General features: G+C 68.4%; 15 protein-coding genes. 9 read left to right on the top strand and 6 right to left on the bottom strand.

Going from position 1 to position 14,646, the window contains the following annotated elements; genetic code table 11:
* Window positions 1–407: 407 nt before the first annotated feature.
* On the bottom strand, window positions 408–986 hold the full coding sequence (locus H5411_RS39460) for an HAD family hydrolase (RefSeq protein ID WP_220818082.1): 579 nt from the start codon (window positions 984–986) through the stop codon (window positions 408–410).
* 98 nt (window positions 987–1,084) lie between these two features.
* On the opposite strand from H5411_RS39460, the gene dinB reads away from it, so the two are divergent.
* Entirely contained in the window at window positions 1,085–2,302 is a 1,218-nt protein-coding gene (dinB, locus tag H5411_RS39455; RefSeq protein ID WP_101435548.1) for a DNA polymerase IV, read from the top strand.
* A 365-nt stretch (window positions 2,303–2,667) separates the two neighbouring features.
* Here the strand turns inward: dinB and H5411_RS39450 are convergent, their stop codons facing one another.
* Window positions 2,668–3,225: a hypothetical protein gene (locus tag H5411_RS39450; RefSeq protein WP_183126742.1), complete on the bottom strand. Its 558-nt coding sequence runs from the start codon at window positions 3,223–3,225 to the stop codon at window positions 2,668–2,670.
* A 626-nt stretch (window positions 3,226–3,851) separates the two neighbouring features.
* Between H5411_RS39450 and H5411_RS39445 the strand changes: the two genes are divergently transcribed.
* The gene (locus H5411_RS39445) at window positions 3,852–4,010 is read left to right on the top strand and encodes a hypothetical protein (RefSeq protein WP_183126741.1); all 159 of its coding nucleotides are present in this window, start codon (window positions 3,852–3,854) and stop codon (window positions 4,008–4,010) included.
* A gap of 58 nt (window positions 4,011–4,068) precedes the next feature.
* Here H5411_RS39445 and H5411_RS39440 read toward each other — a convergent pair whose 3' ends face one another.
* A complete protein-coding gene (locus H5411_RS39440; RefSeq protein WP_183126740.1) occupies window positions 4,069–5,460 on the bottom strand; it encodes a sugar porter family MFS transporter in 1,392 nt (463 codons plus the stop codon).
* 430 nt (window positions 5,461–5,890) lie between these two features.
* Here H5411_RS39440 and H5411_RS39435 point away from each other — a divergent pair, with 430 nt between their 5' ends.
* The 5 genes from H5411_RS39435 to H5411_RS39415 all read left to right on the top strand — a co-directional run bounded on the left by H5411_RS39435 (window position 5,891) and on the right by H5411_RS39415 (window position 9,425).
* Window positions 5,891–6,184, top strand: a complete 294-nt coding sequence (locus H5411_RS39435; protein WP_101435544.1) for a hypothetical protein — start codon at window positions 5,891–5,893, stop codon at window positions 6,182–6,184.
* On the top strand, window positions 6,181–7,680 hold the full coding sequence (locus tag H5411_RS39430) for an alpha/beta hydrolase (RefSeq protein ID WP_101435543.1): 1,500 nt from the start codon (window positions 6,181–6,183) through the stop codon (window positions 7,678–7,680). Before H5411_RS39435 ends, H5411_RS39430 begins: the two co-directional genes overlap by 4 nt.
* A 71-nt stretch (window positions 7,681–7,751) precedes the next feature.
* Entirely contained in the window at window positions 7,752–8,285 is a 534-nt protein-coding gene (locus H5411_RS39425) for a hypothetical protein (RefSeq protein WP_101435542.1), read from the top strand.
* 49 nt (window positions 8,286–8,334) lie between these two features.
* Window positions 8,335–8,925, top strand: coding sequence for a TetR/AcrR family transcriptional regulator (locus H5411_RS39420; protein WP_101435541.1), 591 nt, complete (start codon window positions 8,335–8,337; stop codon window positions 8,923–8,925).
* 47 nt (window positions 8,926–8,972) lie between these two features.
* Complete coding sequence (locus tag H5411_RS39415) at window positions 8,973–9,425, top strand: pyridoxamine 5'-phosphate oxidase family protein (RefSeq protein WP_101435540.1); 453 nt, start codon at window positions 8,973–8,975, stop codon at window positions 9,423–9,425.
* A 49-nt stretch (window positions 9,426–9,474) separates the two neighbouring features.
* On the opposite strand, the gene H5411_RS39410 is transcribed toward H5411_RS39415, so the two are convergent.
* Complete coding sequence (locus tag H5411_RS39410) at window positions 9,475–10,032, bottom strand: YceI family protein (RefSeq protein ID WP_101435539.1); 558 nt, start codon at window positions 10,030–10,032, stop codon at window positions 9,475–9,477.
* Window positions 10,033–10,129: 97 nt separating this feature from the next.
* Between H5411_RS39410 and H5411_RS39405 the strand changes: the two genes are divergently transcribed.
* Complete coding sequence (locus H5411_RS39405; protein WP_101435538.1) at window positions 10,130–10,612, top strand: MarR family winged helix-turn-helix transcriptional regulator; 483 nt, start codon at window positions 10,130–10,132, stop codon at window positions 10,610–10,612.
* 26 nt (window positions 10,613–10,638) lie between these two features.
* The gene (locus H5411_RS39400) at window positions 10,639–11,625 is read left to right on the top strand and encodes a glutathione S-transferase family protein (protein ID WP_183126739.1); all 987 of its coding nucleotides are present in this window, start codon (window positions 10,639–10,641) and stop codon (window positions 11,623–11,625) included.
* Here H5411_RS39400 and H5411_RS39395 read toward each other — a convergent pair.
* Window positions 11,622–12,290 (bottom strand): alpha/beta fold hydrolase, encoded by a 669-nt coding sequence (locus H5411_RS39395; protein ID WP_183126738.1) that lies wholly within the window; start codon window positions 12,288–12,290, stop codon window positions 11,622–11,624. The genes H5411_RS39400 and H5411_RS39395 overlap by 4 nt on opposite strands.
* Window positions 12,291–12,346: 56 nt before the next feature.
* Window positions 12,347–14,611 (bottom strand): hypothetical protein, encoded by a 2,265-nt coding sequence (locus H5411_RS39390; protein WP_183126737.1) that lies wholly within the window; start codon window positions 14,609–14,611, stop codon window positions 12,347–12,349.
* Between the last annotated feature and the right edge of the window lie 35 nt (window positions 14,612–14,646).

The raw sequence follows: 14,646 nt of genomic DNA, 5'->3' as shown, positions 1-14,646 counted from the left end.
GGCGGGACTGAATCGTGCGGTGTGCAGCCTGTCGGACTGTGTGGGTTTGAGGCTCGCGTTGAGGTGCCCGGTGTGGCTTTGCGGTGTTCGGGGGCGGGCTGGAGTTGTTGATTAGTGCGGTGGCGGTGCCGCGGGCGGGAGCGAATCGCGCGGTGTGCAATCCGGCGGACTGTGCGGGTTTGAAGTGCGCACTGATGTGCCCGGTGTGGTGTGGCAGGTTCAGTGGCGAGCTGGAGCTGTTCGAGGGTCAGCTGTCGAGGAGCAGCGCGGCGGCGGTGTCACGGTCCGGGTTGGCTTGCGCGGTCTGCAGTTCGGTGGATCGTGCGGGTTCGATGTCCGCGGCGATGTGCCAGGCGTCGTTCAGTGTGGTCGGGCGGCGTTCGGCGGTGAGCTGAACGGTTCGAGGATTAGCTGTCGAGGAGCAGCGCGATCGCGGCGGCGGTGTCGCGGTCCGGACCGACTCGTACAGTGCGCAATCCGGCGGACCGCGCGCGTTCGATGCCCGCGGCGATGAGCCAGGCGTCGTCCAGGGTGGTCTCGCAGCGTTCGGCGACGAGCTGGAGCAGCTTCGGGTCCGATGTGGACAGTCCGTCCGGCCCGGCGAGCGCCCAGCCGTCCACGAGTCCGGCGATTCCGGTGCACAGCAGCGTCGACAGCTGCGCTTCGCCTTCGCCGAGAACGCCGATCCGCCAGCCCGCCGCGCGCAGCCGGGGCAATCCGGTCAGCACGCCTGGCGTGGTGGGGACGAGTACGGGATGGCGTTCGCGGTAGGCGTCTTCGAGGTCGGGTTCTTGCAGGTCGAAGCGTTCGCGGAGGTTCTTGAAGAACGTCGCCCGGTCGGCGCGGCCGCGGTCGTCGGCGGCGATGAGCCATTCGGCGTCCGTCTCGGTCAGCCGGTGTTCCGCGCAGAACTCCCATACCCAGCGGCGGAAGCCCTCCGCGCGATCGACGAGCGTGGTGTCGAGGTCGAACAGGGCGAGCCGCACGAGGGAGAGATTAGCGCGTCCAGTCGGGGCTCTCGGAGATTTTTCTACTCCGTTCGAGTGAACAGATCCCGGTTTTTGTCGGGGTTCGATGCGAACATATGTTCGTGACGAGCGAAGGACCGATCCTCCACGCCGACCTCGACGCGTTCTACGCCTCGGTCGAGCAGCGCGACGATCCCCGGCTGCGCGGCAGGCCGGTGATCGTGGGCGGTGGCGTGGTGCTGGCCGCGAGCTACGAGGCCAAGGCGTTGGGCGTGCGCACGGCGATGGGCGGGGCGCAGGCCAGGCGGTTGTGCCCGCATGCCGTGGTGGTGCCGCCGCGGATGTCGGTCTACAGCGCGGCGAGCAAGGCGGTGTTCGAAGTGTTCCGGCAGACGACGCCGGCAGTGGAAGGAGTGTCGATCGACGAAGCTTTCCTGGACGTCGGCGGTCTGCGGCGGATCGCCGGGCGTCCGTCGGAGATCGCGGTGCGCTTGCGCGCGGAGGTCCTCGCGCAAGTCGGGCTGCCGATCACGGTAGGGGTGGCGCGCACGAAATTCCTCGCGAAGGTGGCGAGCGGCGTCGCGAAACCGGACGGCCTGCTGGTGGTGCCGCCGGAGCGTGAGCTGGAATTCCTGCACCCGCTGCCGGTGGAACGCTTGTGGGGAGTGGGAAAGGTGACGTCGGCGAAACTGCGGGAACGCGGCGTCCGCACCGTGCGCCAAGTCGCCGAACTGCCCGAGGCCGCCCTGATCTCCATGCTGGGCCCAGGCTCCGGACGCCACCTGCACGCCTTGGCACACGGCCGCGACCCACGCGCGGTACAACCAGGAAAACGCCGCCGTTCGATTGGCTCGCAACGTGCCCTGGGCCGTCGCTCCCGCTCCCCGGCGGAGCTGGACGAGATCGTGGTGTCCATTGTGGACCGCTTGGCGCGTAGACTGCGCGGAGCGTCGCGCGTATGTCGGACGGTGGTGCTGCGCATGCGCTTCGCGGACTTCACCCGCGCCACGAGGTCGCACACGCTCGCCGACAGCACCGACCACACGGAGACGCTGCTGTGTGCTGCCCGAGGTCTGCTGTCCGCTGCGCAACCTCTGGTGTACGACCGAGGTTTGACGTTGCTAGGCCTGTCGTTTTCAAATCTCGACAGCCATGGTGCGGTGCAGCTGGCGCTGCCGCTGGACCAACCGTCGAGCCCGGCGATGTCCGCGGAGGCAACTGCGCTGGACTCAGCAGTGGACGCGCTGCGAAACCGCTTCGGCGCGAGCGCGTTGACTCGGGCGGCGTTGCTGAGCCATGAGGCGGGGATGGAGATGCCTATGCTGCCGGATTGATCGAAAGCGGTGGTCCCGCGGACACGACGCGGTGGTTCGGCCGGCTTGCGCGAGAGGGCGAGAGGTCGTTGTCTGGCATCAGGAATGGATGCTGGTGATGCCGCCGGACTTATAGAGCGTGGTGGTCCCGCGAGGACTGTTTCCTGGCCGTGTCTGGCCGCGCCTGGCCGCGCCTGGCCCACCCGGCAAGTTCGGCCGGGTGGCGTGCTGGCCGAAGTCCGGCGGGTGTTTGCCGGGATTCGAGCACGGTGCTGTGTCGAGGGGCCTCGTGCCATGGCTCCCGCTCTGAGGCTCGATCGCCAGGTGGGACCGCGCAGTCGGAGCGTCGTCGCGGTGGCAGGGTGATGCCCTTGCCCTCGCTCCTGCTATCGCGGTTGCGCCGCGTTATACAGCGCTTGGGCAATCTTGCGGAGCGGACCACGGCAGGACTCGGGGTTTCCGCTCGGAGCAGCCGCGGTGTAGTGGATCTGAAAAACGGCGTTGCGGTCCAAGAAGATCAGTCCGCAGTCCGTCTGGCTTTTCTGCGGGAGCCAGCGAGCCTTCTCGCCGAAGGTCAGGCCGACGGGGCTGTCGTCGTTGCTCACGGCGGTGGCACCGGTGAAGTTGGTGGTGGCGTGTTCGCTGCCGGACTGCGCGGCGGTTGTCGCGAACCAGCTTGCTTGCAGTTCCACGAGTGGTCGTTGTCGATCCGTGGAGGTGAAGCTGCAGAGGAGGGTGCCGTCCTTGCTGATTTCGGGATACCAGGTGCGGGCCACTTCGGCAGCGTCCCGCGGAATTTCCGTGCTCCGGGCCGTGAAGTCAGCGCAGGCGGCGAAGTCGGTGTCGCGGTACTTGTCCGGCGTCGCGTCTGAGGTTTTATGGTCCGCGCCCCAGAGGAACGCGCCGAAGCCCGTCGCCCAGAAAACCACCAGTGCGGTCGCCATGACAGCGACGCAGACCCCGGACCACAGCGCGACCCGGTGGCCCGTCTTCATTTTCTGCCGGGCCGGAGGCTGTGGCCTTGGCGCGGCCGGCGGATGGTTCGGATGCACGGTCACGCTCCAGCCGAGTGGACGGCTTGCGGCCACCGAGACGCGGGAAGCGACCTGTCGTTCATCCAGCTGTTCAGATCTCGAATCCGGCTGAGTGTTTCCATGAAGCGGTTCGCAATTCCTACCAAGAGGTTGAGTCCGTCGGTGACCAATCCGCCGACGGTGCTGGACAGGTTGCTGACGGCAGTGGGGATCCCGACCACCCGTCGCCGAGTCGATGGCGGCTTCGGCAATTTTTCCCAGAAATTTGTCAGTCGCCCTGTGCTGACGAAACAGCTGGCACAAACCAACTTTCCTGGCCGTCGAAACGGCAGGCTTCAACCACGGTGTACGCCTCCCCTGCGTAGCTTTCGAGCGAAGCGTAGCAGTTCAGAGCCAGGCTAGTCACTGTCTGTGTCGCGTTGTTGTCACTGTGCTCGTGCATGTGCTAGGCGTGGACAGCCGGATCTGTCACGGGAAACGCCGGGGTTCGTACGTCGCGGCGAGCGCGGGGCCACGATCTGGAACCGTTCGCGGCTATGGCGACCGCGGGCCGCGGGTTGTTCGGTGGTCTGGTCTGGACCGCGAACGGCTGGGCGGCGGAGCATCCGGTGCTGCTCGCGTTGGCGTGGCCTGCGGTGCTGACGGCGATCTTCCTGCCGATGGCCACCCGGAGATACCGGTTGCTAGGGCGATAAAAAACAGCCGGGCAGCAGGGGAAATCCCTGCCGCCCGGCTATACCCCGAGAGGGAAATTCAGGCGCGTGCCTTCGAATGCGTCCGCCCGCGCAGGTCGAGTTCGATTTCCTCCAGCGACCGGCCCTTGGTTTCCGGGACGAGCCACTTCGTGAGGACGAACAGGACCACGTTGATGCCCGCGAACAGGAACATCGAGCCGCCGAGGCCGAGGGCGCCGGGGTCGGAGATGATGGGGAACACGGCGCTGATGATGCCGGTCGCGGCCCACAGCACGACGCTGCTCACGCCCATGCCCGCGGCGCGGACTTTCAGCGGGAACACCTCGGCCATCATGACCCACACGACCGCGCCCCAGCCCAGTTCGTAGCCGACCAGGTACAGCACCATCGCGACCAGCATCAGGATGCCCTTGGTCGCCGTGTCGTGGACTTCGAGCACGATGAACCCGGCCGCGACCAGGGTGATGACCATCAGCACGTTGCCGATCAGCAGCAGCGGTTTGCGGCCCCACCGGTCGACCACGAACACGACCCACGCGGTGAACAGGAACTTGGTCACGCCCAGCAGCACGCCGGACAGCAACGCCGCCTGGGTCGCGAAGCCGAGGCCGATCAGCATGGTCGGGAAATACGCGTTCACCGCGTTCACGCCGCTGAACTGCTGGCCGATCGCGAGCAGCAGGGCCACCACGAGCATCGGCCGCACGGTCGGCGTCAGCAGGTCGCGGAGGCGGGTCTTCGCCGATTCCGAGTCGAGCCGGATGACCTCGCGGATCGTGCCGATCTCGTCGTCGACGTTCACGCTGCCGCCGTGCGAGCTGAGCAGGACCTCGCGCGCCCGTTCCTCCTGGCCGTTCGCGACGAGCCAGCGCGGCGTTTCGGGCAGGAACACCAGGCCCGCCAGCAGGATCGCCGCGGGCACGATCGCTCCGGCGAACATCAGCCGCCAGTTGCCCGAGCTGCCGAGGCCGTAGCTGACCAGGAACGCGATCAGGATGCCGAGCACGATGAAGATCTGGTTCAGCGCGCCCATCGCCCCGCGCAGCCGGGCCGGAGCCAGTTCCGACAGGTACGTCGGGACCGTGGACGACGACAGGCCGATGCCCACGCCGATCACCAGCCGGGAAATGATCAGCAACGCGAACGTCGGCGAAAACGTGGCCGCGAGCGTGCCGATGATGACGACGACGGCTGCCACCATGATCGTCCGGCGGCGGCCGAGTCTTTCGTTGAGCCGCGAGGAGAAACTCGCGCCGACGATCGCGCCGACCGAAATGCTCGCGGTGATGACGCCTTTGTCCCAACCGGACAGGCCCCAGAGTTTCCCGATGAACGGCAACACCCCGGAAATCACGCCGAGGTCGTAACCGAACAGGATGCCGCCGAGGGCACCGAAGAAATACAGCGTCGTTCTGCCGATGGGCCGCCGCGCCGCGGCTGTCTGTGTCATTGCCGAGCCGTCTCTTTCCGGGATGGCCGGCCGGTCCTGGTCCGCTGCCCGGGAGGTCAGCGCCGTCCTGGCCGGACGAATGGGGGTCGAGGGGACAAGGACTGCCGGACTGGTCCAGCACTGCGGAACGGCTGAATCCACCGCCGCGCAACGCCTTTCCCCGCCGCGCGCCGGCTCCGTCCGTTCCGGTTCGAACTTCGCCGTACACAGTCACACGCTGGTCACCGGCGGGCAAGACGCGGGCTGATAACTATTCAGTCACGTGACTAGCGTTCACATATGTGGACACGCTAGGCGAGTGTTTTCCCAGGTCAGAGTGGTGGCGCACAGATCGGGCCAAGAGTTTTCGCGAAGGCCGAACTGTGCGGAACCGGGCACCGGAGACGTCCGTCGTACGGGTCGTCCGGTCGCCGCGGTGGGGGAGATGCGCATGGGAACGGGTTTCGAGGTCGCTCCGGGGGAGGTCGCGACCGCGGCCGGACGGGCGCGTCAGGCGGCGGCGACCGTGCGGACGGCCGACCTCGCGGCCGCGCTCGCCGGCGTCGGGCTTTCCGGCGGCACCAGCGTGGCCGCGGCGGAACGCCTGTCCGGCACCTGGGGCCGCGCCGTTCCGAAGTGGGCGGCCGACACCGAGACCTACGCGGGGAACCTCGACCAGGCCGCGGCCGGCTACCGCGACTCCGACCAGAACGCGACCGGCGAGATCGCGGCGGCAGGACGATGATCACCTGGGGAGACGTCCGGCGCTGGAACCCCGCAGACCTCGCCGCGGCAGTCGACGCGCTCGGCATCCGGGCCGCCCGGCTCGCCGCAGCCAATGACGATGCCGACGCCATGACGAAGTTCGGTGCTTGGCAAGGCGACGCGGCGGACGCGGCAACAGCCAGGGGCACCGTGCTGACAACGGAATTGCGGCAGCTGGCCACCGACGTGTCGGCGGTCCGGCGCGGGGTGCACGACGCACAGCTGGCGGTCGAGCGGATCAGCTCGGCGGTGCGCGAGGTCGACGATTTCGCCTCCCGCAACGGAATGCGGGTCGACGACGGCGGCGGGGTCAGCGGGAAGCCCGAACGGCAGGCCGAGGTCGCCGATCGCGTCGGCCAGATTCTCCGCGACGCCACCGAAGTCGACGCTGACCTCACCGTCGTCCTGGACCGCGCGGCCAACGGCGAAAGCGGCGGGTCCGGGCTTGTCGCGCTGGCGATGGCGACCAGCAGCCAGCCGAAACCGAACGGCGCCCCGGCGGAGAACCGGGCGTGGTGGGACAGCCTGTCCGACTCCGCGCAGTCCTCGATCCTGCGCGACAACCCGGACCTGATCCGCAACCTCGACGGCATCCCGGTGGTCGACCGCGACGCGGCGAATCGCGTGGTGCTGCAACGGGAAATCGACAAACGGAAGGGTGACGACGCCCAGTTGCGCGGCCTCACCGCGATCCGCGACCGGCTGGCGGCCACCGGCGACGGCAAACCGCCCGCCTTCTTGATGTCGCTCGACGTCAGCGGCGACGGCACCGCGGTGGTCGCGGCCGGAAACCCGGACACCGCGGCGAACGTCGCGACCTACGTGCCCGGCACCGGCAGCGAGCTGGCCAAGATCGGCGGCGATCTCGGCCGGTCGGACAAAATGTGGCAGTCGGCGACGATGGCGGGCTCGCCGTCGACGTCGGTGATCACCTGGGTCGGCTACGACGCACCGGACGAACTCGTGAACGCGGCCAGCGAGAAATACGCCGACGGCGGCAAGGCGCAGCTGGCGAAATTCGAGGACGGCCTGCGCGCGTCGCACGAAGGCGCGCCGTCGCACAACACCGTGCTCGGCCACAGCTACGGCACGACGGTGATCGGCCACGCGGCCCGCGACGGCGGGCTCAACGCCGACGATCTGGTCTTCGTCGGCAGCCCCGGCGTCGGCGTCGAGCACGCGAACCAGCTGCACCTCGACGGCGTCCCGCAGGATCAGGTCGCCCAGCACGTGCACTCGACGGTCGCGGAACACGACCTCATCAAGATCACCAACCTCGGCGTCGGCGGCCACGATCCGCTCGGCCCGAGCCCGGCCGGCGACGGATTCGGCGGCCAGGTCTTCGCGTCGGCTCCGGGCGCCAAGGGCCCGTGGTACGAGGGCGGCCTGTCCGGGGCCGCGCACAGCCAATACTGGGAGGACAACAACCCGTCGCTGCGCAGTTTCGGCCGGATCATCGCCGGGTTGCCCGCGTGACGGCGCGCCGCACCGCGCTGGCCTGCCTCGCCGGCCTTCCCCTCGTAGCCTGCTCCCCAGGAGGTGGAGCCATGACCCCCACGATCACCGAAACCGAAGCCCGCGACCGGGTCGAGGATTACGTGCGCGGCGCGTTCTCCGCGCTGCCCGCGCCGGCCGGACGGGAACTGTTCTCCCGCAACCGTTCCGAATGCACTGACCCGACCGACGATGGTCCGGCGGGACGGTTCGAAATCTCCGCCACCTACGAGGTGACCGGCCTGGAACCGGGCACTTTCCCAGCGCAGTTCGACGCTGTCGTGAAGTGGTGGCAGGGCCACGGCTTCACTGTGCTGACCGACCGGCGGCCCACCGACCAGTACGTCTTCGCGCGCAACGAGCGCGACGGCTTCGACATGTCCTTGCAAGCTAACGAACTCGGCAAGCTCTACCTGGGCGCGACCTCGCCGTGCGTCTGGCCGAAGGGCACTCCCGAGGAAGAGGCCGTCGTGGAGCCCGAGGTCGTGGAGCCGCCGGAGCCGGAGCGTCCCCGCCCGCGCCGCGCGCCGGTGGACGACGAGGACTTCGGCCAGACGTCCTGGGCAGACGGAGGCACCGCGTTCTGAGCCGCCGCGCGTAGAGTGGACTCGCAGGTCCAATCGGGGAGGCGGGCGGATGGCGCTCACGCGCAAGGGCGAGGCGACGAGGCAGCGGATCGTGGAGGGCGCGGCCGAGGTGATCCGTGAGCGCGGCGTGCTCGCGACGACGCTGGACGACGTCCGCGCGCGCACCAGGACCAGCAAAAGCCAGCTGTTCCACTACTTCCCGGACGGCAAGGAGGAACTGCTGCTGGCCGTCGCGCGCTGGGAAGCGGACCGGGTGATCGAGGTGCAGCAGCCGGTCCTCGGCACGCTGCGCACCTGGGACGACTTCCGGACCTGGCAGAAGGTGGTGCTCGGGCACTACACCGAACAGGGCAGGCACTGTCCGCTGAACGTGGTGATGTCGCAGATCGGCCGCAATACGCCGGGCGCGCAGTCGGTGGTCACGCAGCTGATGCAGCGGTGGCTGTCCGAGCTGACCGCGGGGATCGAGCACCTGCGGGCTGCGGGCGAGGTCCGGCCCGGACTGGACCCGAGGCAGGCGGCGTCGGCGCTGCTGGCCGGGGTGCAGGGCGGGGTGCTGATGCTGCTGACGACCGGGGAGGCGGAGCATCTCGAAGCCGCGCTCGACGTGGGGATCGCCGGGTTGCGCGCCGGAAAATAGCGGTAGCGGGCGGAAATGCGCCGGACCGGCGGCGGGTTGAGGAGGGCATGAGTCAAGGACCCGCACCCCGGCAGCTGTCCGATGAAGCCCTTTCGGCCCTGCTTGGCCAGCAGCAGTTCGGCACGCTCGCGACGATCAAGCGGAGCGGTCAGCCGCATCTGACGACGATGCTGTACAACTGGGATCCGGCCGCCCGGATGGTGCGGTTCTCGACGACGGCCGACCGGAGCAAGGTCGGCCACCTGCGCCGCAACCCGCGGGCGACCCTGCACGTTCAGGGCGGCGACGTGTGGTCGTTCGCCGCCGCCGAGGGGCGGGCAGAGGTCTCCGAGGTCACCGAAGTTCCCGGCGACGCGGTGGGACAGGAGCTGCTCGCGATGATTCCGGAGGCCTCGCGGCCGGAAGACACCGAGGCGTTCCTGAAGCAGCTCGTGGACGAGCGGCGAGTCGTGATCCGGCTCGCGGTCGAGCGGCTCTACGGCACCGCGCTCGACGTGTGACGCCCGCGGTGAAGGGTCCCGGTTCCGGAACCCTTCACCCGCTGTTCGCTCAGGCGTTCTTGATCGCGGAGATCTCGAACTCGAGGGTGATCTTGTCCGAGACCAGCACGCCGCCGGTCTCGAGCGCGGCGTTGAAGGTGACGCCGAAGTCGCTGCGGTTGATCGAGGTCGAGCCCTCGAAGCCGACGCGGTCGTTGCCGAACGGGTCCTTCGCGGAGCCGCCGAACTCGAACGGGACGGTGACCGACTTGGTGATGCCCTTGATGGTCAGGTCGCCGGTCACGTCGAAGGTGTCCTCGCCGGTCTGCTTGATCCCGGTGGAGGTGAACGTGATGGTCGGGAACTCGTCGCAGGACAGGAAGTCGTTGGTGCGCAGGTGGCCGTCGCGGTCGGCGTTGCGGGTGTCGACGCTCTTGGTCTGGATGGTGACCGTGGCGCTCGAGTTCTGCGGGTTCTCGCCGTCCAGGGTGAACGAGCCCTCGAACTCGTTGAAGGAGCCGCGGACCTTGGTGACCATGGCGTGGCGGGCGACGAAGCCGATCCGGCTGTGCGAACCGTCGATCGTGTAGGTGCCGGTCAGGTGGGCGTAGGTGGTCGCGCTGGTCATGTGTTCCGTTCCTTCGGGTCCTTGGTTGAGTGTTCAACTAGCACTGTAGCCCACAATAACTGATTGCGCGAGCAAGTGTCGGATATACTCGCCCTCTGTGGTGACCAGAACCCCGCTGACCAGCGAAGAAGAGGCGGTGTGGCGTCCGCTGACGCGCATCGTCACCGTCCTGCCGAGGGCACTCGAGGACCAGTTCGCGCACGACAACGGCGTCTCGCTGACGGATTACACCGTGCTCGTGTCGCTGTCGGAGGCTCCCGAGGGCCGGCTTCGGCTCACCGATCTGGCGCAGGCCACGGCGCTGTCGCTGAGCCGGATCAGCCGGGTCGTGGAGGCGATGGTCCGCCGGGGGCTGGTGCGGAAGGTGAAGTGCCCGCAGGACCGCCGGGCCGCGCACGCGACGCTCACCGAGCTGGGGCACGCGAAGCTGGCCGCCGCGTACCCCGGGCACCTCGAGCGCGTGCGCTCGTTCCTGTTCGACCACCTCTCGCCCGAGGAGGTCCGCGCCGCGGGCCCGATCCTCGCCCGGCTGGCTGCCGCGCTGGAGCCGCCGGACTGTTCCGCCTGCCCGGACGACTAGACCTGATCCCCGACGAAAGGCTTCCGATGCCCGACCAGGGTGAGTTCAAACGCGACACGAACTACATCTCCGACCGCATCACCGCCGACGGCCGCGACGGCTGGCCGGTGGAGGCGGGCCGCTACCGCCTGGTGATCGCGCGCGCGTGCCCGTGGGCGAACCGCGCGTCGATCGTGCGCAGGCTGCTGGGCCTCGAAGAGGCGATCTCGATGGGCCTGTGCGGCCCGACGCACGACGAGCGCAGCTGGACCTTCGACCTCGACCCCGGCGGCCGCGACCCGGTGCTCGGCATCGAACGGCTGCAGGAGGCCTTTTTCGCGCGGTACCCGGACTATCCGCGCGGGATCACCGTTCCGTCCATTGTGGATGTCCCAAGCGGACAGGTGGTGACCAACGACTTCAAGCAGATCACCGTCGACTTCTCGCTGGAATGGGGCGCCTACCACCGGGACGGCGCTCCGGAGCTGTACCCGGAACGGCTGCGCGACGAGATCGAGGACGTCGCGGAGAAGGTCTTCCGGGACGTGAACAACGGGGTGTACAAGGCGGGTTTCGCCACTTCGCAGGAGGCTTACGAAGAGGCGTACGGGGCATTGTTCTCGCGGTTGGATTGGCTGTCCGACCGGCTGGCCGGCCAGCGGTATCTGGTGGGCGACACGATCACCGAGGCGGACATCCGGCTGTTCACGACGCTGGTCCGGTTCGACGCGGTGTACCACGGGCATTTCAAGTGCAACCGGCAGAAGCTTTCGGAGATGCCGGTGCTCTGGGCGTACGCGCGGGATCTGTTCCAGACGCCCGGTTTCGGCGACACGATCGATTTCGGGCAGATCAAGGAGCATTACTACGTGGTGCACCGGAACGTGAACCCGACCGGGATCGTGCCGGCGGGACCCGAGCTGTCGGGCTGGCTGACGCCGCACGGCCGGGAGGAGCTGGGCGGACGTCCGTTCGGGGACGGGACGCCGCCCGGTCCGCCTCCGGAGGGGGAGCGGGTTCCTTCGCTCGGCTAAGCCGCGGCGTCGAGGAGGATCCGCAGCAGCTCTTCCGGCGCGTCGCGCATCAGGTCGTGCTTGCTTTCCAGCGCGTGGACATTCCACTGTGGATCGTCGACGAGCCGTCGGTAGGTGGGCTCGAACGGGGATCCGCCGTCCCAGATCCGGGCGTACACGTAGTCCCGGCGGCGGAACCGGCTCAGGTCCGCGTCCAGGCGGATCGACTGCAGCAGCGTCGCCAATGGGTGCGCTGACGCTCGCGGGTCGAAGAACGGCAGCGGCGGCACGGCGTATCCGGTCTCGCCGACGCTCAGGTACCACTCGCGCTGGCGGTCGTCAGTCAGACTCCAGCAAGAGTCACCGTCGTCGGGCACGAAAGCGTCGAGGTACACGAGCGCGTCGACCAGTTCCGGCACGCGGTCGGCGGCACCGGTGATGACCATCCCGCCGTAGCTGTGGCCGACGAGCACGGCGCGTTCGACCTGTTCGGCCTGCAGCATGCGCACGACGTCCTCGATGTGGGTGTCGAGGTTGACCCCGGCGTGCAGGAGATGCTTCCGCTCGCTGAGGCCGGTGAGCGTCAGCGGGAGCACGCGGTGGCCGCGGTCGCGCAGTTGGCCGGTGAGCCGGTCGAAGCACCAGCCGCCGTGGCAGGCGCCGGGGATGAGGACGTACGTGGTCATGGACGCAACGCTAGAAGCGGCTCGGTGATAAGTCCAAGAGCTGGTTCTTCCACGCTTCAGAACTGCTGGTTATGCAGCGGCAGGTCGTGTGCCTTGCGGAAGTCGTTCAGGGCCGCCCATGCGAGGTGCGGATCCAGTGCGAGGTGCCGGCGAGCCAGGGCCAGGTCGTGCAGGCTTGGCGTGAGTCGGGACTGGGTGAGCGCGTCGGTGAACACGTCCAGGACGGTGGCGCAGAAGAGAACGAACGCGCAGCTGTGCAGACGCAGCCGGTTGATCGGGTCGGCGAGGTCGGGGGTCGCGCATTCGTGCAGTTCGGTGGCGAGTTCGGCGAGTTCCATCGCTTGGCGGGTGTCCGGGATGCGGAGCAGCTTCGGCCACAGTTCGGTCAGCTCCGGCGTCTGCGCGAGTCCGCGGGCCTGTCCGGCGAAGCCGCTCGCCTTGGCGGTCAGATCAGCGCGGACCAGGATGCCGGTGACCGTCGACAGCGACGGTTCGTAGTGCTCGATCGTCACGTCCACCATGTCGATCGTGGTGCGGCGCAGGTCGCGCGGCAGTCCGCCGGAGAGGCAGTGGCCGAGGTAGCAGAACTGCTCCGGGACGCCGGGCAGCCGTCGCGCGATCCACAGCCTGCTTTCGTCCAGCGTGAACGGTTCCAGGCGCACCACCTCGGAAAACGCGCTGTCGAATGCGTCGCGCACGGCCAGTCCGCGCTGCTCGAAGCTGAGCACCGCGTCGTCGGACACCGCCACGAAATACAGGCAGCCGGGCACGCCGAAGATGCCCTTGATGTCGTTCACGAGCTGCTGGGCCTTGTCCTGCTCGCCGATCTTGTCCAGTTCGTCGATGGCGACCACGACCCGGTCGGTGATCCCTTCCGCGCGCAAGGACTCGGCGGTCAGCTGGGCGAACGCGCGGAACTCGTCGACGACTTCCGGATGCGTCAGCTGTTGTTCGGCCCGCTGCGTGGTGCGGGTGCGGCCCAGTTCGCCGCCTGCCGGGACGGCGAGCTTGCCCGACCAGCCGGTGGTGTAGGTGAGCAGGTACTGGATCCGGAGCAACTGGCGTCGTGCTTTGGCATCGAGGGCGCGCGCCCCGGCGGACGATTTCCGGCGCACGAAGTGCAGCACCGCGTCGGTTGCGGACGCGAGGAGTTTCACCGTCCAGCGGAGCGCGAGGAAGGCGGCTACGCCCAGGGCGATCCGGTTCGGCACCGACTGCTGTGTCCATAATGGACCTAGAAGGTCCGGAAAGCGCACCCTGGCGATGGTCTGCCACAGGTCGGTGGGGAACTGCGTGAACTTCCCGTTCCACAGCACCCCGCCGATCGCCCAGCCAAGCGCGGCCGAGCCGACGAGGTCGGCCGATCCGAGCCAGAACCGGCGGACCCACCAGCGCCAGCCGGTTTCCGGACCGAGTGTCTGCCAGATCCGTTCGAGCACGGCTTGGCACAGCAGTTTGTGCAGGTGCAGCACAAAATCGCGGGCGTCGTAGGTGGCCGGGGCGGAGGCGACCACCACCAGCGGCGCGGGGTTTTCGCTGCCGTGCAGCAGCCCTCGTTGCAGGGAACGGATCGCGGTGGTTTTGCCCGACCCGCGTTGCCCGCCGAGCGCGACCGCGCCGGAACCCGCGCGCTCGAGGACGCGCCGGATCCGTTTCGCCGCGGCAGTCGGGACGATCCTGCTGCTGTCCTCCTCGCCGAGATCGTATTGCTGTTCGAAAACCAGCGTCGTGCCGAAGTGCAGCCGCCGGTGTGCGGAAATGACGTCGCGGACCTCGGGCAGCACGATCTCGCGCGCGGCGAACGAACGCCGCGGGCCGAGACCGAATTGCTCCTCGTGGAACTGCATGGCGTCCGGGTTCATCCACTCGCGCAGCGAGGTGACCTTGCGGACCGCGAGCGCGCCGGTGGCGAACAGGACGCACGGCAGCATCAGTCCGGCGAAGATCCGGAAGAACAGGGGAAGCCGGCTCCACGCGGCGGTCATCAGGCTGAGGTAGCCGAGCCCCAGCAGCACCGCGAAGATCAGCCAGACCACCTCGCGCAGCGACACCGCACGGTTTCGCGGACGGAACCCCCGGTCGCCCTCGGCCATGACCTGGTCCTGCAGCGTCCGGATCTTCGCGAGCAGCGTCTCGTTCGCGACCAGTTCCTCGCGCACGATTTCGGTACGCAGCGACTCCCGGGCGAGCAGCCGGGTCACCTCGGGCGAGCCGAGCGTCTCGTCGATGAGGGAGGCCAGCGCGGCCTTTGCGGTCCACGAGTCGAAATCCTCGAGATCTTGCTCCTCGATCGAATGCGGGTCGCTCCGCTCGCCGGTCACCGGCGGATGATGCCACAAGAAGTGCTTCGGGCAGG

It is taken from the genome of Amycolatopsis echigonensis (genome assembly GCF_014174495.1).
Taxonomy (GTDB): Bacteria; Actinomycetota; Actinomycetes; order Mycobacteriales; family Pseudonocardiaceae; genus Amycolatopsis; species Amycolatopsis echigonensis.
Note: the sequence above shows the minus strand (reverse complement) of the source record. Positions and strands in the feature narration are given on the sequence as shown.

What these genes read in the sequence shown, in the direction of transcription:
- H5411_RS39420 (WP_101435541.1), top strand. Translation starts at nt 8,335, where the DNA reads ATGGCGCTCACGCGCAAGGGCGAGGCGACGAGGCAGCGGATCGTGGAG.
- H5411_RS39395 (WP_183126738.1), bottom strand. Translation starts at nt 12,290, where the DNA reads ATGACCACGTACGTCCTCATCCCCGGCGCCTGCCACGGCGGCTGGTGC.
- H5411_RS39415 (WP_101435540.1), top strand. Translation starts at nt 8,973, where the DNA reads ATGAGTCAAGGACCCGCACCCCGGCAGCTGTCCGATGAAGCCCTTTCG.
- H5411_RS39435 (WP_101435544.1), top strand. Translation starts at nt 5,891, where the DNA reads ATGGGAACGGGTTTCGAGGTCGCTCCGGGGGAGGTCGCGACCGCGGCC.
- dinB (WP_101435548.1), top strand. Translation starts at nt 1,085, where the DNA reads ATGTTCGTGACGAGCGAAGGACCGATCCTCCACGCCGACCTCGACGCG.
- H5411_RS39400 (WP_183126739.1), top strand. Translation starts at nt 10,639, where the DNA reads ATGCCCGACCAGGGTGAGTTCAAACGCGACACGAACTACATCTCCGAC.
- H5411_RS39425 (WP_101435542.1), top strand. Translation starts at nt 7,752, where the DNA reads ATGACCCCCACGATCACCGAAACCGAAGCCCGCGACCGGGTCGAGGAT.
- H5411_RS39440 (WP_183126740.1), bottom strand. Translation starts at nt 5,460, where the DNA reads ATGACACAGACAGCCGCGGCGCGGCGGCCCATCGGCAGAACGACGCTG.
- H5411_RS39445 (WP_183126741.1), top strand. Translation starts at nt 3,852, where the DNA reads ATGGCGACCGCGGGCCGCGGGTTGTTCGGTGGTCTGGTCTGGACCGCG.
- H5411_RS39450 (WP_183126742.1), bottom strand. Translation starts at nt 3,225, where the DNA reads ATGGCGACCGCACTGGTGGTTTTCTGGGCGACGGGCTTCGGCGCGTTC.
- H5411_RS39410 (WP_101435539.1), bottom strand. Translation starts at nt 10,032, where the DNA reads ATGACCAGCGCGACCACCTACGCCCACCTGACCGGCACCTACACGATC.
- H5411_RS39430 (WP_101435543.1), top strand. Translation starts at nt 6,181, where the DNA reads ATGATCACCTGGGGAGACGTCCGGCGCTGGAACCCCGCAGACCTCGCC.